At 70.0% G+C, this 24,419-nt stretch carries 24 protein-coding genes; 11 read left to right on the forward strand and 13 right to left on the reverse strand.

Features of this window, described 5'->3' with window-relative positions; all coding sequences use genetic code 11:
- Nucleotides 1-135: 135 nt before the first annotated feature.
- On the forward strand, nucleotides 136-882 hold the full coding sequence (locus ACO2RJ_RS19240) for a tetratricopeptide repeat protein (protein WP_423269785.1): 747 nt from the start codon (nucleotides 136-138) through the stop codon (nucleotides 880-882).
- A gap of 20 nt (nucleotides 883-902) precedes the next feature.
- Here the strand turns inward: ACO2RJ_RS19240 and ACO2RJ_RS19245 are convergent, their stop codons facing one another.
- The 3 genes from ACO2RJ_RS19245 to ACO2RJ_RS19255 form a co-directional block, all read right to left on the reverse strand.
- A complete protein-coding gene (locus tag ACO2RJ_RS19245; RefSeq protein WP_423269786.1) occupies nucleotides 903-1,601 on the reverse strand; it encodes an orotate phosphoribosyltransferase in 699 nt (232 codons plus the stop codon).
- Nucleotides 1,602-1,756: 155 nt separating this feature from the next.
- Entirely contained in the window at nucleotides 1,757-2,086 is a 330-nt protein-coding gene (locus ACO2RJ_RS19250; RefSeq protein ID WP_423269787.1) for an antibiotic biosynthesis monooxygenase family protein, read from the reverse strand.
- A gap of 133 nt (nucleotides 2,087-2,219) precedes the next feature.
- The gene (locus ACO2RJ_RS19255) at nucleotides 2,220-2,726 is read right to left on the reverse strand and encodes a GNAT family N-acetyltransferase (RefSeq protein ID WP_423269788.1); all 507 of its coding nucleotides are present in this window, start codon (nucleotides 2,724-2,726) and stop codon (nucleotides 2,220-2,222) included.
- 188 nt (nucleotides 2,727-2,914) lie between these two features.
- On the opposite strand from ACO2RJ_RS19255, the gene trmD reads away from it, so the two are divergent.
- The gene (trmD, locus tag ACO2RJ_RS19260; RefSeq protein WP_423269789.1) at nucleotides 2,915-3,640 is read left to right on the forward strand and encodes a tRNA (guanosine(37)-N1)-methyltransferase TrmD; all 726 of its coding nucleotides are present in this window, start codon (nucleotides 2,915-2,917) and stop codon (nucleotides 3,638-3,640) included.
- 78 nt (nucleotides 3,641-3,718) lie between these two features.
- Nucleotides 3,719-4,144 carry a 50S ribosomal protein L19 gene (rplS, locus tag ACO2RJ_RS19265; protein WP_423269790.1) on the forward strand — a complete coding sequence of 142 codons (426 nt, stop codon included), beginning with the start codon at nucleotides 3,719-3,721 and terminating at the stop codon, nucleotides 4,142-4,144.
- A 91-nt stretch (nucleotides 4,145-4,235) separates the two neighbouring features.
- Here rplS and ACO2RJ_RS19270 read toward each other — a convergent pair whose 3' ends face one another.
- The 4 genes from ACO2RJ_RS19270 to ACO2RJ_RS19285 all read right to left on the reverse strand — a co-directional run bounded on the left by ACO2RJ_RS19270 (nucleotide 4,236) and on the right by ACO2RJ_RS19285 (nucleotide 7,901).
- On the reverse strand, nucleotides 4,236-4,709 hold the full coding sequence (locus tag ACO2RJ_RS19270) for a hypothetical protein (protein ID WP_423269791.1): 474 nt from the start codon (nucleotides 4,707-4,709) through the stop codon (nucleotides 4,236-4,238).
- Between the two features lie 44 nt (nucleotides 4,710-4,753).
- Nucleotides 4,754-6,022, reverse strand: coding sequence for a 23S rRNA (adenine(2503)-C(2))-methyltransferase RlmN (rlmN, locus tag ACO2RJ_RS19275; RefSeq protein WP_423269792.1), 1,269 nt, complete (start codon nucleotides 6,020-6,022; stop codon nucleotides 4,754-4,756).
- Between the two features lie 45 nt (nucleotides 6,023-6,067).
- Complete coding sequence (locus tag ACO2RJ_RS19280) at nucleotides 6,068-7,168, reverse strand: AbrB family transcriptional regulator (protein ID WP_423269793.1); 1,101 nt, start codon at nucleotides 7,166-7,168, stop codon at nucleotides 6,068-6,070.
- An 82-nt stretch (nucleotides 7,169-7,250) separates the two neighbouring features.
- Entirely contained in the window at nucleotides 7,251-7,901 is a 651-nt protein-coding gene (locus ACO2RJ_RS19285; RefSeq protein ID WP_423269794.1) for a TetR/AcrR family transcriptional regulator, read from the reverse strand.
- Nucleotides 7,902-8,644: 743 nt separating this feature from the next.
- Here ACO2RJ_RS19285 and ACO2RJ_RS19290 point away from each other — a divergent pair.
- The gene (locus tag ACO2RJ_RS19290) at nucleotides 8,645-10,153 is read left to right on the forward strand and encodes a L,D-transpeptidase family protein (protein WP_423269795.1); all 1,509 of its coding nucleotides are present in this window, start codon (nucleotides 8,645-8,647) and stop codon (nucleotides 10,151-10,153) included.
- A 3-nt stretch (nucleotides 10,154-10,156) separates the two neighbouring features.
- Here the strand turns inward: ACO2RJ_RS19290 and ACO2RJ_RS19295 are convergent, their stop codons facing one another.
- Entirely contained in the window at nucleotides 10,157-12,166 is a 2,010-nt protein-coding gene (locus ACO2RJ_RS19295; RefSeq protein ID WP_423269796.1) for a thioredoxin domain-containing protein, read from the reverse strand.
- A 25-nt stretch (nucleotides 12,167-12,191) separates the two neighbouring features.
- Here ACO2RJ_RS19295 and mnmE point away from each other — a divergent pair, with 25 nt between their 5' ends.
- Genes mnmE through ACO2RJ_RS19320 form a run of 5 tightly spaced genes read left to right on the forward strand, consistent with a single transcriptional unit; the run spans nucleotide 12,192 to nucleotide 17,872 of the window.
- Nucleotides 12,192-13,529 carry a tRNA uridine-5-carboxymethylaminomethyl(34) synthesis GTPase MnmE gene (mnmE, locus tag ACO2RJ_RS19300; RefSeq protein WP_423269797.1) on the forward strand — a complete coding sequence of 446 codons (1,338 nt, stop codon included), beginning with the start codon at nucleotides 12,192-12,194 and terminating at the stop codon, nucleotides 13,527-13,529.
- A 57-nt stretch (nucleotides 13,530-13,586) separates the two neighbouring features.
- Complete coding sequence (gene mnmG / locus ACO2RJ_RS19305; RefSeq protein WP_423269798.1) at nucleotides 13,587-15,464, forward strand: tRNA uridine-5-carboxymethylaminomethyl(34) synthesis enzyme MnmG; 1,878 nt, start codon at nucleotides 13,587-13,589, stop codon at nucleotides 15,462-15,464.
- On the forward strand, nucleotides 15,461-16,144 hold the full coding sequence (rsmG, locus tag ACO2RJ_RS19310; RefSeq protein ID WP_423269799.1) for a 16S rRNA (guanine(527)-N(7))-methyltransferase RsmG: 684 nt from the start codon (nucleotides 15,461-15,463) through the stop codon (nucleotides 16,142-16,144). The genes mnmG and rsmG overlap by 4 nt, the downstream gene beginning before the upstream one ends.
- Nucleotides 16,141-16,965 carry a ParA family protein gene (locus ACO2RJ_RS19315; protein WP_423269800.1) on the forward strand — a complete coding sequence of 275 codons (825 nt, stop codon included), beginning with the start codon at nucleotides 16,141-16,143 and terminating at the stop codon, nucleotides 16,963-16,965. The genes rsmG and ACO2RJ_RS19315 overlap by 4 nt, the downstream gene beginning before the upstream one ends.
- A gap of 25 nt (nucleotides 16,966-16,990) precedes the next feature.
- Nucleotides 16,991-17,872 (forward strand): ParB/RepB/Spo0J family partition protein, encoded by an 882-nt coding sequence (locus tag ACO2RJ_RS19320; RefSeq protein ID WP_423269836.1) that lies wholly within the window; start codon nucleotides 16,991-16,993, stop codon nucleotides 17,870-17,872.
- Between the two features lie 194 nt (nucleotides 17,873-18,066).
- Here the strand turns inward: ACO2RJ_RS19320 and holA are convergent, their stop codons facing one another.
- Nucleotides 18,067-19,104 carry a DNA polymerase III subunit delta gene (gene holA, locus ACO2RJ_RS19325; protein WP_423269801.1) on the reverse strand — a complete coding sequence of 346 codons (1,038 nt, stop codon included), beginning with the start codon at nucleotides 19,102-19,104 and terminating at the stop codon, nucleotides 18,067-18,069.
- 214 nt (nucleotides 19,105-19,318) lie between these two features.
- On the opposite strand from holA, the gene ACO2RJ_RS19330 reads away from it, so the two are divergent.
- Nucleotides 19,319-19,456 carry a hypothetical protein gene (locus tag ACO2RJ_RS19330; protein ID WP_423269802.1) on the forward strand — a complete coding sequence of 46 codons (138 nt, stop codon included), beginning with the start codon at nucleotides 19,319-19,321 and terminating at the stop codon, nucleotides 19,454-19,456.
- 41 nt (nucleotides 19,457-19,497) lie between these two features.
- Here ACO2RJ_RS19330 and ccrA read toward each other — a convergent pair whose 3' ends face one another.
- On the reverse strand, nucleotides 19,498-20,784 hold the full coding sequence (ccrA, locus tag ACO2RJ_RS19335; protein WP_423269803.1) for a crotonyl-CoA carboxylase/reductase: 1,287 nt from the start codon (nucleotides 20,782-20,784) through the stop codon (nucleotides 19,498-19,500).
- A 170-nt stretch (nucleotides 20,785-20,954) separates the two neighbouring features.
- Here ccrA and ACO2RJ_RS19340 point away from each other — a divergent pair, with 170 nt between their 5' ends.
- Nucleotides 20,955-21,218: a GlsB/YeaQ/YmgE family stress response membrane protein gene (locus ACO2RJ_RS19340; protein ID WP_423269804.1), complete on the forward strand. Its 264-nt coding sequence runs from the start codon at nucleotides 20,955-20,957 to the stop codon at nucleotides 21,216-21,218.
- Between the two features lie 219 nt (nucleotides 21,219-21,437).
- Here ACO2RJ_RS19340 and yihA read toward each other — a convergent pair whose 3' ends face one another.
- From yihA to rnpA, 3 genes are all read right to left on the reverse strand, one after another.
- The gene (gene yihA, locus ACO2RJ_RS19345) at nucleotides 21,438-22,097 is read right to left on the reverse strand and encodes a ribosome biogenesis GTP-binding protein YihA/YsxC (protein WP_423269805.1); all 660 of its coding nucleotides are present in this window, start codon (nucleotides 22,095-22,097) and stop codon (nucleotides 21,438-21,440) included.
- A 66-nt stretch (nucleotides 22,098-22,163) separates the two neighbouring features.
- Nucleotides 22,164-23,969 (reverse strand): membrane protein insertase YidC, encoded by a 1,806-nt coding sequence (gene yidC / locus ACO2RJ_RS19350; RefSeq protein ID WP_423269837.1) that lies wholly within the window; start codon nucleotides 23,967-23,969, stop codon nucleotides 22,164-22,166.
- Complete coding sequence (gene rnpA / locus ACO2RJ_RS19355; RefSeq protein ID WP_423269806.1) at nucleotides 23,966-24,385, reverse strand: ribonuclease P protein component; 420 nt, start codon at nucleotides 24,383-24,385, stop codon at nucleotides 23,966-23,968. The genes yidC and rnpA overlap by 4 nt, the downstream gene beginning before the upstream one ends.
- Between the last annotated feature and the right edge of the window lie 34 nt (nucleotides 24,386-24,419).

A 24,419-nucleotide genomic window follows, 5' to 3' on the forward strand; every position in this document is an offset into this window, starting at 1 on the left:
CATGTTCGACCCGGCGGGGCGCCTCGATCAACCCTGCGCCGCCCGCCCTGCCCCGGCGTTAACGGGGCCTTAGGGTTAATGAACTATCACCGCATGGATCTTGGGTTTCGTCGCGCGTGAGCGGGGACTTCGACGATGTCGGTGCGCGTCATCTCTGCACTTGGCCGGACGACTGCGCTCGCCGCGCTCGCCGGGCTGCTGGCCGGCTGCATGGCCGATCGCGACGTCACCGGTTCGATCATGCGGACCAGCGCCTCCCGGGAAACAGCCGCTACCCCCCAGGCGCGCGAGCAGCGCTGGCGCGAGATCGCGGCCTCCTACGGCGCCGCCTATGAGAAGAACCCCAACGACGCCGCGACCGCCTACAGCTACGGGCTCGCGCTCCGGGCGCTCGGCCAGCGGGCGCAGGCGCTCGCCGTGCTCGAGGCGGCGAGCATCAAGCATTCCGGGCAGAAGCAGATTCTCGCGGCGTATGGGCGCGCGCTCTCCGACGTCGGGCGCTACGAAGACGCGCTCGCCGTGCTCGAGAAGGCCCACACGCCAGACGCGCCGAACTGGAGGATTCTGAACGCGCAAGGAGCGGCGCTCGACCAGCTCGGCCGCTCCGACGAGGCGCGGGGCTACTACTCGGCCGCCCTCAAGATGGCGCCCGGCGAGCCATCGATCCTGTCCAATCTCGGCCTGTCCTATGCGCTGTCGAACGACCTGCCGAACGCCCAGGCCACGCTGCGTCTGGCGGCCGCAAGCCCGAAGGCCGACGACAAGGTGCGCGCCAATCTCGCATTGGTCGAGCGGTTGAAGACCGGCGGCTTCGCGCCGAAATCAGCCGGCGCCAGGGCGACCAAGCCGCTCGCCGCGAAGGCGCCGAAACCGCAGGCTTGACCGGCCGCCGTTCGGTCTCTTCATCCCGCCCCGAAAGTCGACGCGCCGCCATGCGCCGCGGACCAGGCCGCCGGGGCGTTGAGGAACGCCTCGACCTCGCCGAGCTTGCCGGCGTCGAGCTTGCCGTCCTCCTTGGCGACCGCGAGCACGTCCCAGAACGTCGCGAGCTCGTGGAACTTGACCCCGATCTTCTCCATGGTCGCGCGGCTTTCGGGGAAGATGCCGTAGTGGAACACCACGAAGGCGTGCTCCACCACCTGCCCCGCGTCGCGCAGCGCTTCGCAGAAGGCGACCTTTGAGCGGCCGTCGGTGGCGAGATCCTCGACCAGCAGCGTGCGATGGCCGTCCGTCACCGCGCCCTCGATCCGCGCGTTGCGGCCGAAGCCCTTCGGCTTCTTCCGAACGTAGAGCATCGGCAGCATCAGCCGCTCAGCGATCCAGGCGGCGAAGGGGATGCCGGCCGTCTCGCCGCCCGCCACCGCGTCGAGGCTCTCATAACCGACCTCGCGCAGGATGGTCGCCGCAGCGTCGTCCATCAGCTGTCGCCGCAGACGGGGGTAGGAGATCAGCTTGCGGCAGTCGGTGTAGACCGGGCTCGCCCAGCCCGAGGTGAAGATGAAGGGCTCTTCGGGGCGCACATGGATCGCTCCGACCTCGAGCATCATGCGCGCCACGCGCCGGCCGATCGCGTCGCGGGAGGGAAGGGCGGCGTCGGTCATGGGGCGGTCTCCGAGGCGGAACAAGCGTCGGGGCGCAGGGTTAGCGGATGCGCAGGCCGGCGTCACGGGCCGTTGACGACGCGGCGCGGCCGCGTTGCGCCGGATCGCATGCGGACGCCGGCCGATGATTGGGATCGACGTCCTTCAGCGGCAGGTCACGCCGCTTCGCGGGTCTTCTTTTCCACGAGCACCGCCTCGAATCCCTCGAACTGGGGATGACCGGCGTAGATCGGCTTGGTCGAGCCGGCGTTGGCGTGCGCCTTTCGGAAGGCGTCCGACTTCGTCCAGGCCTCGAAATCGGCGCGCGAGCGCCAGATCGTGTGCGAGGCGTAGAGCACGTGATCGTCGGTCGCCGGGCCCTTCAGCAGATGGAACTCGACGAAGCCCGGGACCTCATCAAGATGCCGATCGCGCTCGCGCCAGATGGTCTCGAACGTCTCCGCCTCGGCGGGAAACACCTTGAAGCGGTTCATGGCGACGAACATCGGCGGCTCCTTGTCTCGACAGCGGCCACTTCTAGCGCGCCCCCGCGGCGACGCCTAGCATTTCGCCGCGGGGCCCGGTCAAACTGCGCAGCTGATACGAAGACGTCCGCCGGCCGACCGCCTGGCCGACGGCTCATCGCCAGACGTAGGCGAACTTCTCCAGCGTGACGTCGCCGAAATGCTCGACGCCGCGGGCGGCGAGCTTGCCTCCCAGACGGGCGTAGAAGCCGCAGGCCGGGTCGTTGCCGGCGAGCGACCAGGCCGCGGCGCCGGAGAGCCCGCGCGCCGCAAGGTCGCCGCGGGCGGCCTGGAAGAGCCGACGGCCGAGGCCCAGTCCCTGATACTCCGGCTTGAGGTAGAGCTCGTAGACCTCGCCGCCGACGGCCAGCGTCGAGGCGCGGTTGCGGCCGGAGGAGGCGTAGCCGACCGTCTCGCCGGCGAAGATCAGCAGACTGACGCGGCTGCCCCGCCGGATCGCGCCGGCCCACCATGACGGCCCGCGCCGTTCGATCATCCGTTCGAGCTCGCGGCCGGGGATCAGCCCGCGATAGGCGTTCCGCCAGGCCGCGTCGTGAACGTCGGCGACCGATGCGGCGTCGTCCGCTCGGGCAGGCCGGATCTCGATGGCCACTGTGCTCACATGACGAGACTAAGCCCGGCGCGCCGGCCCGGACAAGCCGGGAAACGCGGCCGTGAACGCTTCTTTGCGCAAGGCTGCGCCGCGCGCGCATGGACGCCGGAGCGCCGACGGGCGATAGCAGGCGCGACGCGGTCCTTTGGCCGCTTCAGTCACTCCCGGCCGCGGCCCGAACGACGCGTATCAGACCCATGTGGCGCTCCACCGTCCTCACCCTCTATCCCGCGATGTTTCCGGGGCCGCTCGGCCATGCTCTCGCCGGCCGCGCGCTCGGGAGCGCTTGGTCGCTCGACGCCCGCGACATCCGCGCCTCGGCTTTCGACCGGCACGGCTCGGTCGACGACACGCCGGCCGGCGGCGGCCCCGGCATGGTGCTGCGCGCCGACGTGCTCGCCGCGGCGCTCGACGCGGCCGCGGACGCCGGGGCGATCGGGCCGCGCCTACTCATGACGCCGCGCGGACGCCCGCTCACCCAGGCGCGCGTGCGCGCGCTCGCCGCCGGTCCCGGCGTCACGCTGGTCTGCGGCCGGTTCGAGGGCGTGGACGAACGGGCGATCCTGGCGCGCGGACTGGAGGAGGTCGCGGTCGGCGACGTCGTGCTGTCGGGCGGGGAGACCGCGGCTCTGCTGCTGCTCGACGCCTGCGTGCGCCTTCTGCCCGGCGTCATGGGGGATCATGCCTCCGGCGACGACGAGAGCTTCGAGCGCCCGCTGCTGGAGCATCCGCATTACACGCGCCCGCGCGAGTTCGAGGGTCGCACCATCCCGACCGAGCTCATGTCGGGCGATCACGCCGCCGTCGCGCGCTGGCGCAGGCGCGCCGCGCTCACCGACACGAGGGCCCGCCGACCCGATCTCTGGGCGAAATATGTCGCATCCGCGACGGGGGGCGTCGACAAGGCTCCCGAAAACGAGTAAGAGCCGCCCCACTCACGAGATTCCCCTGAAACTCTCGTGCGCCCCGTTCGTGAGAGCGGGAGACGCGGAGAAACGCCCATGAACGTCATCGAACAGCTCGACCGCGAGCAGATGGAGGCCGTCGCCTCCAAGCGCCAGATCCCGGATTTCGCCCCCGGCGACACCGTGACCGTCAACGTCAAGGTCAAGGAAGGCGAGCGCGTCCGCGTGCAGGCCTATGAGGGCGTGGTCATCGCCCGCGCCGGCGGCGGCTTGAACCAGAACTTCACCGTCCGCAAGATCTCCTATGGCGAGGGCGTCGAGCGCGTCTTCCCGCTGTTTTCGCCGTTGATCGACAGCGTGAAGCTCGTGCGCCGCGGCAAGGTCCGTCGGGCGAAGCTCTATTATCTGCGCGAGCGTCGCGGCAAGTCGGCCCGCATCGTCGAGAAGCAGGACCGCAGCCAGAAGGCCCTCGCCGCGAAGGGCCCGGCTAAGACCGCTCCGGCGCCCGCCGCGTCGAACTGAACCGCGGGCGCCTCGCCCGTCTCATTACGAAAAGGGCGCGCGGCCTAGGGTCGCGCGCCCTTTTCCGTCGTGCCGCTGAGAGCGTCGGCGTTCAGTGCGGCGGAGACGGGTCGTCGGCGCCTGAGGGCGGTTTCGCCTCCGTCAACGCCAGACCGGAGCCGCGGCCCGCGATCAGCCAGTGGACCAGGCCGCCGACGACGCCAGCGGCGACCACGTTCGCGGCGCTGAACATCGGGCCGTCGATCCCCGCCGGAGCGAGCGACCAAGGCAGCAACGCGGTCACGGCCCCGGCGACCGCGTGATAGGTCCATGAGCGGATGGAGAACATCTCCGCGATCAGCACCGCGACGATCGCCGGCGCCGCCATCAGCGGCGCGAACAGCAGCGCCATGGTGACCGCGTCGGCGGTGAACTCATAGCCGAGCACCAGCGCCTCCTCCGGCACCATCCAGGCGGTCTGCACGCTTCGGGACGAGATCAGCGCGAGCGTCCCGAATCCCGCGAGCGCTCCGCAGACGAAGCCGAGGGGCGAGAGCAGAAGACGGGTCGCGAGCCGGACGAGCATGAGATCTGAACGCGCAGCGCGCGACGCCGGTTCGCGCGGATCCGTCACTCGGCCGCCTCGAGCGCCTCCCGCTCCTTGGCCCGGAGGCGGCGGGTGTCGGATTTGAGCTGACCGCACGCGGCCGCGATGTCGCGCCCGCGCGGCGTGCGGACCGGGCTGGCGTAGCCCGCGCGGAAGACGATCTCGGAAAATCGCTCGATCGTGTCCCAGTCGGAGCACTCATACGGGCTGCCGGGCCACGGATTGAACGGGATCAGATTGATCTTGGCGGGCATGCCCGCAAGCAGCCGCACCAGCTCGCGCGCTTCCGCCGGGCTGTCGTTCACGCCCTTGAGCATCACATACTCGAACGTGATGCGCCGCGCGTTGGAGGCGCCGGGATAGTCGCGGCAGGCCTGCAGCAGCTCGGCGATCTTGTATTTGCGGTTGATCGGCACGATCACGTCGCGCAGATCGTCGCGAACGGCGTGAAGCGAGATCGCAAGCTGCGCGCCGGTCTCCTCCCCAAGACGCCTCATCTCCGGAACCACGCCCGAGGTCGAGACGGTGATCTTGCGACGGCCGACGCCGAGACCCTCGCCATCCGCGATCACCTCGATCGCGTCGCGCACCGCGTCCAGATTGTAGAGCGGCTCGCCCATGCCCATGAAGACGATGTTCGTCACGAAACGTCCGCCGTCGCCGGGCACGACCGCGCCTTCCGGCGCGACGCTTCCCGACCAGTCGCCGAGCCGATCGCGCGCGACGATCAGCTGCGCGACGATCTCCGCAGCGGTCAGGTTTCGCACCAGGGTCTGGGTTCCGGTGTGGCAGAAGGTGCAGGTGAGCGTGCAGCCGACCTGCGAGGAGACGCAGAGCGTGCCGCGCCCCTCCTCGGGGATGTAGACCGCCTCGACCTCGGCCGGCCGCGTGCGCGGCCCCTGAGCCGGCAGGCGCAGCAGCCATTTGCGGGTGCCGTCCTTCGAAATCTGCTCCGAGACGATCTCGGGCCGGTCCAGTGTGAACGCGTCCGCGAGCGTCGCGCGCAGATCCTTCGACACGCTCGTCATGGCGTCGAACGACGCGGCGCCGCGGTTGTGGAGCCAATGGTTGAGCTGCCCCGAGCGCATCTTGAGCTGACGCTCGGCCACGCCGACCGACGCCAGAGCTTCGGCGAGCCGCGCGCGCGTCAATCCGACGAGCGAAGGCTTCGGCGCCGGGGCGGCGGCGGAAGACGGCAGGCTGTCAGAACGGACGGGAAGGTCGAGGGAGGTCATGGGCGTCGGACGATAAGGCGCGGGCGTTTCGAGGCCCGGCGCGGCGATGACTATCATATGGAGCCCTTCGACGCGAACCGCAGCGCTCCGCGGCCCGCGGGCTCAGACGTCGGCGTCGTCCCCCGGCGCGTCGACCCGGGCGAGCGCGGCGCCCAGGAGACGGGCCGCGATCGGCACGCCGAACGACAGCGCGACGAAGCGGGCGACGTGATGGGCCCCGACATAGGCCGGATCAAGGCCGAGGAGATAGGCGGTCAGCATCATCGCCTCGAGCGCGCCCGGCGCGAAGGCGACGAACACCTGAGCCGGCGGCAGCCCGAGCGACCAGCCGACGCCGATCGCGAACGCCACGCCGAGGCCGGCGGTCGCCAGGAACGACGCCACGGAGGCGCGCATCAGCGTCAGGATCTCGCGCGGCGCCAGCCCCGAGAAGCGTGCGCCGACGATCGCGCCGAGCATCACGAAGGTCGGCAGCGTCAGCCAGTCCGGCATGCGGGCCGTGACGAGTCCGCCGGCATGGAGGGCTGCGCTCGCCGCGAAGGCGCCGATCATCAGTCCGCCCGGCAAACGGACGAGATGCGCCAGCGCGGCGCCGGCGATCCCGACGCCGATGATCGCCGCGATCGTTCCGGGCCCCGCGGGCGGAAGGGCTGGGCCGACGATCGGGGGGGCGCCCGACACCACGATCGCGACGGGCGCGACCGCGACGAGCACGAACACGCGGAACACCTGGACGACGGCCACCTTGCTCATGTCGGCGCTGGTCGACGAGGCCATCGCGAGCACCGCGCTCAGCGCGCCGGGCGGAGAGGCGTAGAACGCGGTCGTGCGGTCCCAGCCGAAGCCGCGCCAGAGGATCAGGTAGGACGCCGCGATCATCGCCGTGACGGCGACGCCGAGCGCGACCATGCTGCCCGGCCACAGCAGCACGCCGGCGAGCGTATCGGGCGTGACCGCCGATCCCATCGACGCGCCGAGCAGCACGAAGACCGCGTCGCGCAGTCGGTTCGGCAAAGGGCGCACCTTGCCGGCGAGGGCGGCGACGCTGGTCGCCATCACCGCGCCGACGAGCCATGGTGCGGGCGCGCCGACGAGCCAGAAGCCGAGCGCGCCGGCGCCGGCGACGGCGAGCGTCGCCGCGACGTCGCGCGCACGCGCCGCCCCCGGCCGTGGCGCGACGGGCGGCGGGACGTCGTCCGGCATGTCGCTCATGAAGGCGAGGTGATCGACCGTTCGCCGGGCCGCGTCAATCCGCGCGGCCGCAGGGCCTGCGTTGCGTCCGCGCTCAATGAGCCGGGCGAGGGCCGTATCCAGCGAGGAACAGGTCGACCGCGCGTCCCACGAGATAGGCGATGCGTTCGGGGTCCGGCGGCGCCTCGCCGCCGATGAGGACGGGCATCATCACGGCGCTGTGGCAGGTGGTCAGAAACTGCCAGGCCGCGACTTCGACATCCTCGATCACGAGTTCGCCGTGCTCGACCATCACCCGCAGCCACGCCGACAGGCGGCCCACTCCGACCCGCGGGCCGGCGTTGAGGAACAGCTGGCCGATGTCCGGCTTGCGGTCGGCCGCGCCGATCACCATCCGCACGGTCGACACGTGGCTCGGCTCGACCATCGCTTCGATGAAGCTCGAGCCCAGTCGAAAGAGCACCTCCCGCACGTCATGATTGTCGGCGTCGAGTTCGAACAGCCGCTCGGCCGTGAGCGCGCATTGCCGCTTCACCAAGGCCGCGAACAGCTCTTCCTTGCTCTCGAAATAGACGTAGAGCGTGCCCTTCGAGACGCCGGCCGCGCGCGCGATCTCGCCCATGCTGGCCGCGTCGAAGCCGTGAGCGAGGAAGACCTGTCGCGCCCCGTCGAGCACCTGGCGCCGCTTCGCGCTGTCGAGCACGTCGTCGCCGAGCGGCGGCTTGTTCATTACGGCTTGGGTCATCGCTCCATCATCCGGCCGGGTTCTCCGGCCTCCAAATCATCGCGCGCCGGTGCGGGCGCACTCCCGCGTCGACCGATTGCGTGGCGCGACGTTCGCCCATAAGCCGGCGCCACGCAATTCGACGCCGTCTCGCCGCTTCAAGCCGACTCAGCGGGCCGGCCTGAGCGCGATTGCGGACGACCGACGCACCTGGGTCCGTGCCGGGCGATCCCATAGCCGCCCCCGGCGACGGCCCGACTTTGCCGGAAGAACGCGTCTGGCCGGACTGGCCGCCGTCATCCGTTCCCCCGCTGAGCTCACGACGCCCCATCCCCGGCGGCGGGAATGCGTTCTGACCGAACGGTTCGGTCAAAATAGGCGGTGGCACCGAATATGTCGAGGGCTTGACCGAACGGTTCGGTCAACGAGCCGGCGTGGCCGGGTTGGGGCTCAAGCAGCCCTGCGCCGTCGAAGACCTCATCCGAGACTTGGATCGGGAGGCCGAGCGCCGCCTCACGCCCGCCCGTGCGGCGAGGGGATTTCCGCGGACGGAGCCGAGAGCAGGCGATGAGCCAGGGTTCGCTGGCGCGCGAACGGAGAGCGCGCTCCCGGGAGGGGAGCGGGAGGATCGATTGCGAGGCGGCCGCCGTCCGGGCTCGCCAGGTTCCGATTTGTTTACCCTGTTCGCGCAATCTCGCGATCGGGACGCCTCGCGCGGGCCCGTGTGCCGTGCGTTGAACGGGAGATCGCCAGTGGCGCCGCGCATGTATCGAGTCGCCGCGACCCTGGCGATCATCCTCGCCGCTTCGCCGGTCCCAGGGACCGCCGCGGCCGAGAACTCGGATCCGATCTCAGATCTGCTCGGCCTCGAGCCGGTGGCCAAGCCCTCCCATGCACCCTACGCGGCGCCGCGTAGGGTGCAGGCCCCCGACCGATCCGCCAGTCCGGTGGACGACGTGGAGACCACGGGCGCGATCGAATCGCGCCCGCTGCCGGCGCCGTCGATCTATTCGCCGACCCCGGCCCAGCCGGAACGCCTGCGCGAGCCCGCTCCTTCGGACGCGAGAACCACATATCCGGAACGCGCGGCGACCCCGCAGCCAATCACGCCGCTCGCGCCGGCTCCGCGCGCCTCGACCACCGATCCCGTCGCGACCGACGGCTACCCCGTCGACCTGCTCATCGCGCTCGCGAACGACGCGGTGTTCACCAAGGACCCCTATCCCAGGGGCCGGCGCTCCGATCCGCGGATGATCAAGCTGCAGGTCCTGCTCGACCGCAACAACGCCTCGCCCGGCGTGATCGACGGACTTGCCGGCGACAACGTCGTCAAGGCGGTCAAGGCCTTCGAGGAGATGCGCGGGGAGACGCAGGACGGGATCATCGACGCCGCGCTCTGGGCGGCGCTCGAAGCGACCTCGGCCGAGCCGGTGCTCGCTTCTTATGTGATCACGCCGGAGGACGTGGCCGGTCCCTTCGTGCCGACCATGCCGCATGATTACGCCGAGCAGGCGGCGCTGCCGGGACTGAGCTACCGCGACGCCGCCGAGCTGCTCGCCGAGCGCTTCCACATGGACGAAGCGTTCCTGCGCCGGCTGAACCCGCATGCGACCTTCACGGTCGCCGGCGAAGAGATCATCGTCGCCAATGTCGGCAAGCCGCTGAAGGCGAAGGTCGCGCATGTCGTCGCGGACAAGGCGCGCAAGCAGCTTCGCGGCTACGACGCGGACAAGCGCCTCGTCGTCGCCTATCCCGCCACCATCGGCTCCTCCGACATGCCGTCGCCGACGGGCACGCACGCGGTGAAGGCGATCGCGATCAACCCGGACTACTGGTACCGCCCGAAGGTCAATTTCGTGCAGGGCACAAACACCAAGGCGCTGCGTCTGCCCCCCGGCCCCAACGGGCCGGTCGGCGCCACCTGGGTGGGACTGGATAAGCCGACCTACGGGCTGCACGGCACGCCTGAACCGTCGAAGATCGACAAGACCAACAGCCATGGCTGCGTGCGGTTAACCAACTGGGACGCGCGCGAACTGGCCGGGCTCGTCGCGCCGGGCGTGCCCGTCGACTTCCAGGAGCCGCCGGGCCTCCCCGATCCTCTGGCGGACGAAGCGCCGACGGCGTCGATCCCGGAGCCGGAGCCGCCGGTCGCGGAAGGCGAACGCTTCGAGTCGTTCGGCGAGGAGCCGCTCGACGCGGAGCCCATCGCCCGCGAGGCTCCCCGACCCCGTCGGATCCCGCTCGTGCAGGACCGCCGCGCGCAGCGCTGACGCTTATCGCCCGGCGCGCGTCAGATCCGAGACGGCGCGGGCGAGCCCGTCCGCGTCCGAGATCGGCGGCGAACAGACCTGACCCGCGCAGACGAAGGCGGCCGGACGGTCGATCCGCGCCGCCCGGGCGGGATGGGCCTCCGGCAACTCCTCCAGGCGGCGAACCCGGCGCACCACCCGCTCCCAGGCGGGCAGAGCCAGCGCCGCGCGATGCAGCGCGTCCGCGGCCTCCCCTTCCCCCACCACGACGATCGAGCCCAGCCGTATCCGCATGTCGAGCGCGTTGAGCAGGCCGGCGTGGCCGACGACGTTCGACGCCATCCGTCCCATCAGGGCCGCCAGTTCCCCGTCGAGGCGCGTGAGCCGGCCATGGTCGGCGTCGAAGGCCGCAAGCTTGAGGGCGGCGGCGAGGACCAGGGCGGTCCCGCTCGGCAGCGCCTCGTCCGACAAGGCCTCCGGCCGCACGACGAGCCGCGGCGCATCGTCGGCGTCGACCGCAAAGCCCGGCCCGCCGGGATTGCGGTGATGCGAGAAGGCGGCGTCCACCCACCGCGCGGCGTCCGCCGCATAGGACGCGTCGCCGGTCGCGCCGGCGAGCGCGAGCGCGGCCAGCGCCATCGCGCCGTAGTCGCTAGCGAAGCCCGGAAAGATCAGGCGCTCGGCGCGCCACGCGTGGCCCAGCCGGTCGCCGCGCGCCATCCGGGCCTTGATCGAGGCGAAGGCGGTTCGCGCAAGATCGAGCGCGTCAGGCCGCCCGAGCGCGTCCGCGGTCTCGGCGAGGGCCGCGATCATGAGCCCGTTCCAGTCGGCGAGCAGCTTGTCGTCGCGGCCGGGACGGACCCGTTCCGCCCGCGCCGCGAGAAGCCGCGCCCGGACGTCCGCGAGCCTGGTCTCGTCGATCTCCGCGTCCTCCGGCTCGTCGAGCCGGTTCGGGATCGACCCGCCCTCCCAGTTCCCGCCCGGCGCGATGTCGAGGGTGCCCGCGGCGAAGGCCGCGTCCTCCGCGCCGAGGACCGCGTCCAGCTCCTCGCGCCGCCAGACATAGAACTTGCCCTCCTCGCCTTCGCTGTCGGCGTCGAGGCTGGCCGCGAAGGCGTCCGCGGTCACCATCTCCCGCGCCAGCCAGTCGATGATCCCATGGGCCGCGCCCGTCAGGCGCCGATCGCCGGCGTCGCGCCCGAAGCTTGCGAACAGCGGCAGCAGCTGGGCGTTGTCGTAGAGCATCTTTTCGAAATGCGGCGCGAGCCAGCGGCCGTCGACCGAATAGCGGGCGAAGCCGCCGCCGACGTGATCGTGGATGCCGCCCCGCGCCATGCGCCGCAGCGTCAGCCGGACCGGATCGGCAAGGGCGTCGTCGCCCGTCCGCGCCGCGGCGCGGGCGAGCGATTCGAGCACGCCGGCCTGCGGAAACTTCGGCGCGCCGTGGAAGCCGCCGTCGACGGGGTCGAACACCCGGACCAGCCGTCGCGCGACGTCGTCGAGTTCCGCAGGCCCGAGCGAAGCATTCGCTGCGGCCGCCGGCTTCAGCCGTTCGGCGATGGCGGCGCCGTTTCCGGCGACCTTGTCCGGCTCCTCGCGGAAGATGCGCGCGATGGAGCGCACGACGTCGGCGAAGCCCGGTCGGCCGTAATTCGGGACCTTCGGAAAGTAGGTGCCGCCCCAGAACGGCTGCGCCTCCGGCGTCAGAAACATGGTGAGCGGCCACCCGCCCTGCTGACCGAGGGCGTGCAGGGCCGCCATGTAGATCTGGTCGACGTCCGGGCGCTCCTCGCGATCGACCTTGATCGCGACCACATGCTCGTTCATGACGGCCGCGACATCGGCGTCCTCGAAGCTCTCATGCGCCATGACATGGCACCAGTGGCAGGCGGCGTAGCCGATCGACAGCAGCACGGGCCGGTTCAGCCGGCGCGCCTCGGCAAAGGCTTCCGGCGACCATTCCCACCAGTCGACGGGGTTGTCGGCGTGCTGGAGAAGATAAGGGCTGGTGGCGGCGGCGAGGCGGTTGGGCATGCGGGAACCGATGCTGTCGGACGAAATGACATCTCAACCTAGCGCGTTCGTCGCCCGCGACACGATCGTGGCGCTCTCCACCGCGCCCGGCCGCGCCGCGATCGCCGTGATACGCCTGTCCGGCCCGTCAGCGGGCGCGGCGCTCGCGGCGGTCAGCGGCCCCCTGCCCGCGCCGAGGCGGGCGAGCTTCCGCGCCTTTCGCGATCCCCGCTCGGACGGGCTGATCGACCGCGGACTCGCGCTCTGGCTGCCCGGCCCGACAAGCGTCACGGGCGAGGACGTCGCCGAGCTGCATGTTCACGGCGGACGAGCGGTCGCCGCAGCGATGCTCGACGCGCTGCTCGGCGTGCCCGGGGTGCGGGCCGCGGAAGCCGGCGAGTTCACCCGTCGCGCCTTCGTGTCCGGCCGCATGGACCTCGCCGAGGTCGAAGGCCTCTCCGACCTCCTCGCGGCAGAGACCGAGGCGCAGCGCCGGCAGGCCGTGCTGCAGGCGGAGGGCGCGCTGTCCGCGGTCGTCGAGCGGTGGCGGGAGCGGCTGATCGGCGCGATGGCCCTGATCGAGGCCGGCATCGACTTCTCGGACGAGGACGACGTCTCGCCCCGGGCACGCGCCGAAGCGCAGGGCGACCTCGCTTTGCTCGCCGCCGACATGAAGGCGGCGCTGGCGGACACGCGCGCGGAGCGCCTCCGCGACGGCTTCCGGGTGGCGATCGTGGGCCGTCCGAATGCTGGAAAGTCTTCGCTGCTGAACGCCCTCGCCCGCCGCGAGGTCGCGATCGTGACCGAGACGCCGGGCACCACGCGCGACGTGCTGGAGGTCCATCTCGATCTCGACGGCTTGCCGGTGATCCTCGCCGACACGGCCGGGCTGCGGGACGCGGGCGACGCGGCTGAGCGCGAAGGGGTGCGACGCGCGTCGGCCCGCGCGGGCGAAGCCGATCTCGTCCTCTGGGTGGAGGACGCCGCTCAGGCCGAGGAGCCGATCAGCTTCGGCGATCGCCCCGTATGGGTGATCGCGAACAAGGTGGACGTCGCCCCGCTCGACGAGGGAGACGCACGGCGCGCCGTCTCGGCCCTCACCGGCGAAGGCCTCGCCGCGCTGATCGCCGAGTTGTCGGACGCCGCTAGGCAGGGGCTCGGCGCGGGCGCGGAGGTCGGCCTCACCCGAGCGCGGCACCGGGGGGCCCTCGCCGGCGCGGTCGCCGCGCTCGACGTGGCGCTCGCCGACTGGGACGCGCTGCCCGACGAGCTTCTCGCCGAGGCCTTGCGGATGGCTGCGCTCGAGCTCGGCCGGATCACGGGCCGGATCGAGGTCGAAGACGTGCTCGGCCGCGTGTTCTCGACCTTCTGCATCGGCAAATAGCGCCTTGTTTCACGTGAAACATTGCGCCTGACCTCCGCCGGCGCTATCCGCTCTGCGATGACGATCACCCCGAACCACGCCCGCCGCGCCTACGACGTCACCGTCGTCGGCGGCGGCCATGCCGGCTGCGAAGCGGCCGCCGCGGCGGCGCGCGCCGGGGCCTCGGTCGCCCTGTTCACGCACCGCGCCGCCACGATCGGCGCAATGTCCTGCAACCCGGCGATCGGCGGGCTCGGAAAGGGCCATCTCGTCCGGGAGATCGACGCCCTGGACGGACTGATGGGTCGCTGCGCCGACGAAGGCGGCATCCAGTTCCGGGTCTTAAACCGGTCGAAGGGTCCAGCCGTTCGCGGCCCGCGCGCGCAGCAGGATCGCAGGCTCTACGCGGCCGCCGTCCAGAACGCGCTCGCGGCGCAGTCCGGGCTTTCGATCGTGGAGGAGGAGGTTGATGACCTCATCGTCCAGGGAGGCCGGGTCGCAGGCGTCGTCACCGCGGCGGGCGCGCGCGTCGCGGCCGGGGCGGTCGTCCTAACCACGGGCACGTTTCTGCGCGGCCTGATCCACATCGGCGAGCGTCAAATCCCGGCCGGCCGCGCCGGCGAGGCGCCGGCGCTCGGGCTCTCGGGGCGGTTGCTCGACGCGGGGCTCACGCTCGGGCGGCTAAAGACGGGCACTCCGCCCCGGCTTGACGGCCGCACCATCGACTACTCCGGCCTCGACGCGCAGACCGGCGACACGCCGCCGGAGCCCTTCTCGACGCTGACCCGTTCGATCGACCGCGCGCAGGTGGACTGCCACGTCACCCGCACCACCGAGGCGACGCACGCCGTCATCCGCGCCAATCTCGACCGGTCGCCGATGTATTCGGGTCAGATCGCCAGCCGGGGGCCGCGCTACTGTCCGTCGATCGAAGACAAGGTGGTGCGCTTCGGTGAGCGGGACAGCCATCAGATCTTCCTGGAGCCGGAAGGCCTGGACGACCCCACCGTCTATCCGAACGGCATCTCGACCTCGCTGCCTGAGGAGACGCAGGAGGCTCTGATCCGCACCATTCCTGGCCTGGAGCGCGCCGTCATGCTCAGGCCGGGCTACGCGATCGAGTATGACCACGTCGATCCGCGCGAGCTCGACGCGACGCTCGAGCTGAAGCGCCTTCGCGGGCTCTTCCTCGCCGGCCAAATCAACGGGACGACCGGCTACGAAGAGGCGGCGGCGCAAGGGTTGCTGGCGGGCCTGAACGCCGCGCGCAAGGCCGGCGGGAACGACGGTGTCGTGTTCGACAGGGCGGAGGCCTATCTCGGCGTCATGGTCGACGACCTGGTGACGCGCGGCGTCACGGAACCCTATCGCATGTTCACCTCGCGCGCGGAGTACCGGCTGTCGCTCCGCGCCGACAACGCCGATCTGCGCCTGACCGAGAAGGGCGAGCGGCTCGGATGCGTCGGCGCCGCCCGGGCGCGGGCCTTCGCTGAGAAGGCGCAGAAACTCGCGGCTGCGGAAGCCCTGACGCGCGCTCTCGGCGTCACGCCGCGGGAAGCGGAACGGGCGGGCGTCGCCGTCAACCAGGATGGCCGCCGCCGCTCCGCCTTCGAAATCATGTCGCAGCCTTCGACGGCGCGGGCGGATATCGCGCGGATCTGGCCGGAGATAGCGTCGATCGACGACGCGACGTGGGGACAGCTCGAAATCGAGGCCCGCTATGCGGTCTATCTCGACCGCCAGGCCGCCGACATCCGCCGGCATCACGCGGAAGAGGGCCTGTCTTTGCCTGACGACGTCGACTATCGCGCAATGCCGGGACTGTCCGCCGAGCTCGCCGAAAAGCTCGTGAAGGTCCGCCCGCGAACGCTGGGACAGGCCGGACGGATCGAGGGCATGACGCCGGCTGGGCTCGCCTTGCTTGCCGCCGGCGCGCGGCGGCGAAGCGCCGCGTGACGTCCGAGCGCGCCGGCGATCGCAGAGCCGCCGAATCCCTGATCGATGTTTCACGTGAAACATGGGATCGGCTGGATGCGCTCGTCGCGGCCGTCGACCGCTGGCAGACGACGACCAATCTCGTCGCCTCCGCCACCCTCCCGTACATCTGGTCGCGCCACATCGTCGACAGCGCGCAGCTCGTCGGCCTTGCGCCGGCCGACGCCGCGACATGGGTCGATCTCGGTTCAGGGGCGGGATTTCCGGGCCTTGTCGTCGCCGCGCTGTCGCCCGAACGGATCAAGGTTCATCTCGTCGAGAGCAATCTGAAGAAGGCCGCCTTCCTCCGCGAGGCGGCCCGCGCCATGGGGATCGTCGTGACGGTGCACCCCCTTCGGATCGAACGGGCGCTCGCCGAGGCGGCGAGATCGGCCGACGTGGTCAGCGCAAGAGCGCTGGCGCCGCTGCCGGCGCTTCTCGGTCTCGCCGAACCGCTGTTGAAAACCGGCGCCATCGGACTGTTCCCCAAGGGCAGGGAGGGCTCCGTCGAATTGACCCAGGCCTCGGAATGCTGGAGATTCAAGGCGTCGCTGCATCCGAGTCTCACCGATCCCGACGCCCGCATCATTCGCGTGGAGGAGTTCGACGGGGCTGTTCGGACCTTGCGCGACCAGAAGGCCGGTCCGGAGCCGACATCATGATCTCAGCCCAGTTCGAGCCCGGCGCGCCACGGGTCCTGACGCTCGCCAACCAGAAGGGCGGCGTCGGCAAGACGACGACGGCGATCAATCTCGGCACCGCTCTCGCAGCTATCGGCGAGACCGTCCTGATCGTCGATCTCGATCCCCAGGGCAACGCCTCCACGGGCCTCGGCATCGACCGCAAGGCGCGAAAATTGTCGACCTACGACGTCCTGATCGGCGACGCGACGCTCGCGGAAGCCATCCTTGAAACGGGGGTTCCTCGGCTTCACGTCGCCCCCTCGACCATGGACCTGCTCGGCGTCGAACTTGAGATTGCGACGGCGAAGGACCGCGCCTTCCGTCTGCGCGACGCGATCGCGGCGCTCCACGCTACCGGCAGCGCGCCCCGCTACACCTATCTGCTGGTCGACTGCCCGCCCTCGCTGAACCTGCTCACGATCAACGCCATGGCGGCGGCGAGCGCCATCCTGGTGCCGCTGCAATGCGAGTTCTTCGCGCTGGAGGGTCTAAGCCAGCTGCTGCGCACCGTCGAACAGGTGCGCGCCACGCTGAACCCGAAGCTCGCCATTCATGGCGTCGTGCTGACGATGTTCGACCCGCGCAACAACCTCTCGGGTCAAGTCGTGGCCGACGTTCGGGAATTTCTCGGCGACAAGGTCTACGAGACGATGATCCCGCGCAACGTTCGCGTGTCCGAGGCGCCCTCGCACGGCAAGCCAGTGCTGCTCTACGATCTGAAATGCATGGGTTCGCAGGCCTACCTCAAGCTCGCCTCCGAAGTCATTCAACGCGAGCGCGCCATGCGCGCCGCGGCGTGACGGCGGACGCGGGAGGCCGGGCATGATGGCGGACGAACAGGGCAAATCGCGCCTCGGGCGCGGGCTTGCGGCGCTGATCGGCGACGTGGGCGACGAAGGCGCCGTCATGGAGCGCGCGCGCCCGCAGCGGCGCGCGCCGATCGCGCATCTCAGGCCGTCAAAAGCCAACCCGCGGCGGCAGTTCCGGGAGGGCGACCTTGAGGAGCTCACGGCCTCGGTTCGCGAGAAGGGCGTCATCCAGCCTATCCTCGTTCGCCGGCTCTCCGCCGAGACCGACATGTACGAGATCATCGCCGGCGAACGGCGCTGGCGCGCCGCGCAGAGGGCCGGGGTGCACGACGCGCCGATCGTGGTGCTCGACGTCACGGAGCGTGAGGCGCTCGAGATCGCCATCGTCGAGAACGTCCAGCGCGCGGACCTCAACGCCATCGACGAGGCGGCGGGCTACGAGCAGCTGCTCGCGCAATTCTCCTACACCCAGGAGGATCTGGCGCGCGTGATCGGCAAGAGCCGAAGCCACATCGCGAACACCCTGCGGCTGCTGAAGCTCCCGGACACGGTGAAGGCTCATGTTCTGGACGGCGACCTGACGGCCGGTCACGCACGCGCCCTGCTCGCTCTGCCCGACCCGGAAGCCACGGCCAAGAAGGTCGTCGCCCGCGGACTCTCCGTCCGCGACGTCGAGGCGATGGCGCGCGCGCCCGAAACCAAATCCGCCCGGCCGCGCAAACCGGCCGCTCCGAAAGATCCGGACCTGGTCGCGCTCGAGACCGAGCTGTCCGACGTGCTTGGGCTCGAGGTCGCGCTGTCGACGAATGGCGGCGGCGGCGAGCTTTCGATCCGCTACGCCACTCTCGACCAGCTTGAAATGGTGGTGCGTCGCCTCAAGGGCGTTCGGCAGAGCTGAAGCGCTCAAAACCGGCGTGTGGGCGCGCCGTAAAATGACGCCGGCCTCTGGGACGCGTCTGGAAGGTCCTGGAGACTCGTTTCGCGTCGCGGGTCCAATCGTCCCGGCGACCTCCGAAATCGCCGCCAGAGAGTCTCCAATCGAGTCGACTTATTCGGGTGAATGCGCGTATTGCGCGCATTCTACAAAATAAACTACCGTCCGCTGCGCGCGGCCTCCTGCGCCAGCGCGAGGAGCGCGCGCTCCGCCGAGGCCTCGCCGATCGCGCCGCCGGACTTGCGGCCGGCGGCGACCGCTTCGGCAAGCCTCGCGGTCGCATCGCCCAGGCGAGCGAGCGGCCACCGCGCCAGCGCCCGTTCGACCGCGTCACGTCGCCGGAAATGCAGCCCCGCCGCGGGATGTTCGACGATGGACCGCGGCGAGCGCCCGCCGTCCACTTCGTCGCGCCAGCGATGCATGGCGAGCGCGTGGCGCAGGGCGAACGCGACGACCGCCGAGGCCGGGGCGCCTGCGCCCCGGAGCGCCTTCAAAGCGGAGGCGACTTCGGCGACGCGGCCAGCGAAGGCGGCGTCCACGGCGGCGTCCATGCCGACCTCTCCCGCTTCCGCGACGACCGCGATCACGTCGTCGACCTCGATGCGCCCTTGCCCGAGCGCGTAGAGGCAAAGCTTCTTGACCTCCTCGCGAGCGGCGAGCCGGTCCGGTCCGAGATGAGCCGAAAGCAAGGCCCTGGCCTCGCTCGAGATCAAAAGACCCGAGGCCGCCGTCTCCTCGTCGATCAGCCGCGCGCGCACGGCGGCTTCGTCGGAATAGCAGGGCAGCGCCGCAGCGTTGCGGTGCTTCTCGCACAGCGCGCGCACCGGCGCGTTCTTCTTGAGATCTCCGGCCTCGAGCACCGTGAGCGACTCCGGCCTCGGCCCTTCCAGCAGCGCCTCCACCGCGGCGATGATCGAGCGGCCGCCGAGCCGCACCCGGATCGCGCGCCGGCCGCCGAACAGCGCGATCGTTCGCGCCTCGTCGGCGAGCCGGCCGGGATCGGAGGCCAGTTCGTCGCCGTCGAGGCGCACCAGCGCGAAAGGGTCGTCGGAGCCGGCGAGAGTCTGGGACATCAAGCGCTCGACGCGCTCGGAGACGAGCCCGGCGTCGGGACCGTAAACAAGGATGGCGAACACGTCCGGCTGAGGCCGCGCGACGAACGCATCCACGGCGGAAGCCTTGATCGCGACCATCATCCGCTCCGCAAGGGGCCCGAGCGACCCCGGTCCGCATCATCGGCCGAACCAAACCGGTTGGTCAAAAGCGACCGAAATTCAACACGTTCGAGTATCCGCAAAGCGATGAAGCCAACCAACGGGCATTGCCGGGTTGGGTTCGCTGCCCGACGTCCCCTTACACGCCACTCGTCGTCGCGACCGCGGCGACCGTCGCAGCAGAGGAGATCTGGACATGGAAGCCATTGGAAACATGGCCGCTTTGGCGTTCGGCGTCGCGCTCGTGGTCTACATGATCACCCGGCTCAACTCCGGTCTGACGCGCTCGGAGCGGAAGGCCCTGACCTCCACGTCGCACGACAAGGACGTCTGAAGGCGCGCGCGGCGACTTGGCGTCGCCGCGCCGCAAGGGCCTCACGCCGCGGCGGGCTTGGCCTTCGACGCCTGGTAGGCGTCCTGCACGTCCTCGACCGAGCGCAGCCCCGCGCGGGGCGCGTTCACAAGCACGGCCATGTTGCCCGGCGCATGCTGGTTCTTCCACATCTTCGTGTGGGCCTTGGGGATGTCGGCGAAGGTGAAGACCTCCGACATGCAGGGATCGACGCGGCGATCGATCACGAAGCGGTTCGCGGCGCTCGCCTGCTTGAGATGGGCGAAGTGCGACCCCTGGATGCGCTTCTGCCGCATCCAGACATAGCGCGCGTCGAAGGTGATGTTGAAGCCCGACGTGCCCGCGCAGAACACCACCATCCCGCCGCGCTTAACGACCAGGCATGAGACCGGGAACGTGGCTTCCCCGGGATGCTCGAAGACCATGTCGACGTCGACGCCCTTGCCGGTGATCTCCCAGATCGCCTTGCCGAAGGCGCGCGCGTTCTTGACCCAGACATTGTACTCGGGCGAATTGACCTTGGGCATCTGGCCCCAGCAGTCGAAGTCCTTGCGGTTGATCACCCCCTTGGCGCCAAGTCCCAGCACGTAGTCGCGCTTGGTCTCATCGGAGATGACGCCGATCGCGTTCGCGCCCGAGGCTGCGATCAGCTGCACCGCGAACACGCCGAGTCCGCCGGACGCGCCCCACACCAGGACATTGTCGCCCGGCTTCAGCGCATGGGGCGGATGCCCGAACAGCATGCGATAGGCGGTGGCGAGGGTCAGCGTGTAGCAGGCCGCCTCCTCCCAGGTCAGATGCTTCGGCCGCGGCATCAACTGGCGCGACTGCACCCGGCAGAACTGGGCGAAGGAGCCGTCCGGCGTCTCGTAGCCCCAGATGCGCTGGCTCGGCGAAAACATCGGATCGCCGCCATTGCACTCCTCGTCGTCGCCGTCGTCCTGGTTGCAGTGGATCACGACCTCGTCGCCGACCTTCCAGAGCTTGACCTTGCGGCCGACCGCCCAGACGATTCCGGACGCGTCGGAGCCGCCGATGTGGATCGGGCACTTGTGCGCGTCGATCGGCGAGATCGGCTCGCCGAGCGAGGCCCAGACGTGATTGTAGTTCACGCCCGCCGCCATGACGTAGACGAGCACGTCGTCGTCGCCGATGTCCCAGGTCGGCACCACTTCGAGCGCGTTCGCGCTCTCCGGCGGCCCGTGCCGCTCCTTGCGAACCACCCAGGCGTGCATCTTCGAGGGCACGTGGCCAAGAGGCGGCATCTCGCCCAGATCGTAGAGGTCCTTGCGCTCGGCGCTAGCGGTCATCGGGGCGTGCTCTTCTTCTCGATGGGGCAGGTTCGCGTGGGACTATGACGTCCGCAGGGCCTCGCGCAATTCGACGATGGCCGGATGCTGCGCCGCGGCATGGTCAGACCGTTCCGGCGCGTTATGTGTCCTTTGACGACGACATCACGCAAGATCAAGGACGCGGATCTATGGAACCCTTCGCTGGCTTCGGCCTCATCGCGATCCTCATTGTCGGCGGCGTCGCCGGCTGGCTCGCCGGGCTCATCGTCCGAGGCTACGGCTTCGGCATCATTGGCAACGTCATCGTCGGCATCATCGGCGCGTTCATCGGCGCGTGGCTGCTCTCGAAGCTCGGCATCTTCGTCGGGTCGGGTTGGATCGGCGCCATCGTCGGCGCGACCATCGGCGCGATCGTGCTGCTGTTGATCATCGGGCTGTTCCGCCGCGTCTAGCGCGCGATAACGTCGCCCGGCATCGTCAGTCTCTCCCCGCGGTCGTCGTTCCGGGCTTGTCCCGGAACCCATTTCCTCTGCGTAGTCAACGGCAACTGCCGTCGGCGGGATTGGATCCCGGGACAAGCCCGGGATGACGGGCGACGATCTTTCGCTTCAGAGCGAGGCGATCGCGCTCTAGCAACGCCCGCGGCGTAACCGGGACGATCGTCGCCGCAGCTACCTGCGCTCGTCGATCAGGCGCATGACGGCCGCGCGGAACTCAGACAGTCCAATCCCGTCGCGGCTCGACGTCGCGAGCACCTCCGGAAAGGCCGCGGGCCGTCGCTTCAGCGCGTTGAGCGTCTCGGCGATCCGCGGGCCGCGGTCGGCCTCCTTGATCTGGTCGAGCTTGGTCAGCACGATCTGGTAGGAGCTCGCCGCCTGGTCGAGCAGGTCGAGCACGTCGGCGTCGACCTCCTTAAGACCGTGCCGCGCGTCGATCAAGACGAACACGCGGGCGAGGCTCGCCCGGCCGCGGAGATAGGATTTGACCAGAGACGTCCAGGCCCTGACCTGCGCCACGGGCGCCTGGGCGTAGCCGTAGCCTGGCATGTCCACGACATAGGCCTGCCCGCCGAGGTCGAAGTAGTTGAGCTGTTGGGTGCGGCCTGGCGTGTTCGACGTCTTGGCGAGCGTCTTGCGCCCGGTGAGCGCGTTGACCAGACTGGACTTTCCGACGTTTGACCGGCCGGCGAGGGCGATCTCCGGCCGATCCATCTCCGGCAATTGCTCGAGCTTCGCGACGCCCAGGACGAAATCGCAGCGCCCGGCGAAGAGCTTGCGGCCGGGCTCCAGGAAGGGGTCTTCGGGCGGGGCCGCGTCGGCGGGATCAGTCATCGCGGAGCGTTCCGTCGCGTCGTCCGATACGGGCCGGCTTGCCCGGAAGCCCGCGCCGACCCCGCCTCACGTCTTGGCGGCGTCGGCCGGCTTCTTGCGGAACGTCTCGCGGATGTTGCCGAGGATGTCCACCTTCACGCCCTGCCGTTTCATGATGACCCACTGCTGGGCGATCGACAGCAAATTGTTCCACGACCAGTAGATCACGAGGCCGGCCGGGAACGTGCCGAGCAGGAAGGTGAAGAACAGCGGCATCCAGTTGAAGATCGCCGCCTGGGTCGGGTCCGGCGGCGGCGGGTTCAGCCGCATCTGCACGAACATCGTGATTCCCATGATGATGGGCCAGATGCCGATCATCAGGAAGTGCGGCGGCGTCCAGGGAATGAGGCCGAACAGGGTGAAGAGCGACGTCGGATCGGGCGCGGCGAGGTCGTGGATCCAGCCGAAGAACGGCGCATGCCGCATCTCGATCGTGACGAACAGGACCTTGTAGAGCGAGAAGAACACCGGAATCTGCACCACGACCGGCAGGCAGCCCGCCAGCGGGTTGATCTTCTCGCGCTTGTAGAGCTCCATGAGCTCCTGCTGCTGCTTGACCTTGTCGTCCTTATAGCGCTCGCGCAGCCGGACCATTTCCGGCTGCACCAGCTTCATCTTCGACATCGACACGTAGGATTTGTTCGCGAGCGGGAAGAACACCAGCTTGACGAGCACGGTCACGATCAGGATCGCGATCCCGAAATTACCGACGAGCCGGTAGAAGAAGTCGAGCGCGTAGAACATCGGCTTGGTGATGAAGTGGAACCATCCCCAGTCGATCATCAGCTCGAACTTCTGGACGCCGCCTTCCTGCTCGTATTTGTCGATGACCGCGACCTGCTTGGCCCCGGCGAACAGCCGGCTCGACGTCTCCACGCTCGCGCCGGGCGCGACCGTCATGGCGTCAAGCAGATAGTCGGTCTGGTAGGCCTTGCCGCCGTCCGTCGTCGAAGCGAAGCGGGCCGCATAGGGCTTGTCCTGCGGAGGAACCAGCGCGGACGCCCAGTACTTGTCGGTGACGCCGAGCCAGCCGCCGGTCGCCTTGAAGGTGCGCGGCCCCTCAGTGATCTTCTTGTAGGCCAGCTCCTGCAGGCCCTCCGCGCCCATGACGCCGATCAGGCCCTCATGCAGGATGTAATAGCCCGAGACCTGCGGCTCGCCATGGCGCGAGATCAGCGCGTAAGGGAACAGCGTGGCCGGCGCGGCTCCGCTGTTCGCGACGCTGTCCTTCACGGTGAACATGTAGTCCCCGTCGACCGAGATCGTGCGCCGGAAGGTCAGGCCCTCGCCATTGTCCCAGGTCAGCGTGACCGGGCTCGCCGAGGTCAGCGGGCCGGGCGTCTCGGCCTTCCATTCGCTGCGCGCGTCCGGAAGCTTGAGGCTCCCGCCCGGCGCGTTCACGAAACCGAATTCGGCGTAATAGGGCTGGGGGCTGTCGAGCGGCGCGAACAGCACGATCTCGGGGCTCTTGGGGTCGACGGTCTCGCGGTAGTCCTTGAGAGACACGTCGTCGACCCGGCCGCCGATCAGGGCGATCGAGCCGTCGAGGCGGGCGCTGTCGATCTTGACGCGCGGGCTCGCCTTCAGGGCGTCCTCGCGGGTCTTGCCCCCCGTAGAGGGCGCCCCGGCGGTCCCGGCCGCAGGCGCGCCCGGCTGCGGCGCGGCGGCGCCGGGGGCGCTCCCGCCGGCGGCCTTGTCGTCGTTGAGCGCCTGCTGGGTGGTCTGCTGCTGGCGCTGCGCCTCCATCTGCGGGCGCGCGTAGAAGAACTGCCAGCCGATCAGGATGGCGATCGACAGCGCGACGGCGAGAATGGTGTTGCGATTGTCCATCAGCGTCCGCTTTCGCGCCGGCCGTCCGGCGGGAGCGGCCCGGCGGGGGCCGCGTTGGGGCTTCGGGCGCGCCCATGCGCGCGCCGCGCGACCTCGCGCACTTCGCGCGTGAGCCGTTCGAAAGGCGCGTCGAGCACGGTGCGGCGCGCGATCAGCACGTAATCGCAACCGGGCCGCGCCAGATCGGCGAGGACCTGCCCGGCCGCAGCGCGAAGCCGGCGCTTCATGCGCGTGCGCTCGACCGAGCCGCCGACGCGCTTCGTCACGGTGAAACCGACGCGAGCCAGCGTCTGCGGCTCGCCGCGATCGCGCCATTGCAGTCCGACCAGCGGACCGCCGACCTTGACGCCGTCCTTCGCCGCCGTGACGAACTCGCTTCGAACGCGAAGCATATCGAGCGACGCCGCGATTTTGGGCATCAGCCTATCCGGGCGGACGCGCGGACGGCGCGCG

The sequence above is a fragment of the Hansschlegelia sp. KR7-227 genome (genome assembly GCF_049446035.1).
Lineage (GTDB): Bacteria > Pseudomonadota > Alphaproteobacteria > Rhizobiales > Methylopilaceae > Methylopila.

What these genes read in the sequence shown, in the direction of transcription:
- ACO2RJ_RS19240 (WP_423269785.1), top strand. Translation starts at nt 136, where the DNA reads ATGTCGGTGCGCGTCATCTCTGCACTTGGCCGGACGACTGCGCTCGCC.
- ACO2RJ_RS19295 (WP_423269796.1), bottom strand. Translation starts at nt 12,166, where the DNA reads ATGCCCAACCGCCTCGCCGCCGCCACCAGCCCTTATCTTCTCCAGCAC.
- rplS (WP_423269790.1), top strand. Translation starts at nt 3,719, where the DNA reads ATGAACGTCATCGAACAGCTCGACCGCGAGCAGATGGAGGCCGTCGCC.
- holA (WP_423269801.1), bottom strand. Translation starts at nt 19,104, where the DNA reads ATGATGGTCGCGATCAAGGCTTCCGCCGTGGATGCGTTCGTCGCGCGG.
- ACO2RJ_RS19315 (WP_423269800.1), top strand. Translation starts at nt 16,141, where the DNA reads ATGATCTCAGCCCAGTTCGAGCCCGGCGCGCCACGGGTCCTGACGCTC.
- ccrA (WP_423269803.1), bottom strand. Translation starts at nt 20,784, where the DNA reads ATGACCGCTAGCGCCGAGCGCAAGGACCTCTACGATCTGGGCGAGATG.
- ACO2RJ_RS19330 (WP_423269802.1), top strand. Translation starts at nt 19,319, where the DNA reads ATGGAAGCCATTGGAAACATGGCCGCTTTGGCGTTCGGCGTCGCGCTC.
- ACO2RJ_RS19320 (WP_423269836.1), top strand. Translation starts at nt 16,991, where the DNA reads ATGGCGGACGAACAGGGCAAATCGCGCCTCGGGCGCGGGCTTGCGGCG.
- rnpA (WP_423269806.1), bottom strand. Translation starts at nt 24,385, where the DNA reads ATGCCCAAAATCGCGGCGTCGCTCGATATGCTTCGCGTTCGAAGCGAG.
- ACO2RJ_RS19340 (WP_423269804.1), top strand. Translation starts at nt 20,955, where the DNA reads ATGGAACCCTTCGCTGGCTTCGGCCTCATCGCGATCCTCATTGTCGGC.
- ACO2RJ_RS19285 (WP_423269794.1), bottom strand. Translation starts at nt 7,901, where the DNA reads ATGACCCAAGCCGTAATGAACAAGCCGCCGCTCGGCGACGACGTGCTC.
- ACO2RJ_RS19280 (WP_423269793.1), bottom strand. Translation starts at nt 7,168, where the DNA reads ATGCCGGACGACGTCCCGCCGCCCGTCGCGCCACGGCCGGGGGCGGCG.
- ACO2RJ_RS19245 (WP_423269786.1), bottom strand. Translation starts at nt 1,601, where the DNA reads ATGACCGACGCCGCCCTTCCCTCCCGCGACGCGATCGGCCGGCGCGTG.
- ACO2RJ_RS19270 (WP_423269791.1), bottom strand. Translation starts at nt 4,709, where the DNA reads ATGCTCGTCCGGCTCGCGACCCGTCTTCTGCTCTCGCCCCTCGGCTTC.
- mnmG (WP_423269798.1), top strand. Translation starts at nt 13,587, where the DNA reads ATGACGATCACCCCGAACCACGCCCGCCGCGCCTACGACGTCACCGTC.
- rlmN (WP_423269792.1), bottom strand. Translation starts at nt 6,022, where the DNA reads ATGATAGTCATCGCCGCGCCGGGCCTCGAAACGCCCGCGCCTTATCGT.
- trmD (WP_423269789.1), top strand. Translation starts at nt 2,915, where the DNA reads ATGTGGCGCTCCACCGTCCTCACCCTCTATCCCGCGATGTTTCCGGGG.
- yihA (WP_423269805.1), bottom strand. Translation starts at nt 22,097, where the DNA reads ATGACTGATCCCGCCGACGCGGCCCCGCCCGAAGACCCCTTCCTGGAG.
- ACO2RJ_RS19250 (WP_423269787.1), bottom strand. Translation starts at nt 2,086, where the DNA reads ATGTTCGTCGCCATGAACCGCTTCAAGGTGTTTCCCGCCGAGGCGGAG.
- mnmE (WP_423269797.1), top strand. Translation starts at nt 12,192, where the DNA reads ATGACATCTCAACCTAGCGCGTTCGTCGCCCGCGACACGATCGTGGCG.
- ACO2RJ_RS19290 (WP_423269795.1), top strand. Translation starts at nt 8,645, where the DNA reads ATGTATCGAGTCGCCGCGACCCTGGCGATCATCCTCGCCGCTTCGCCG.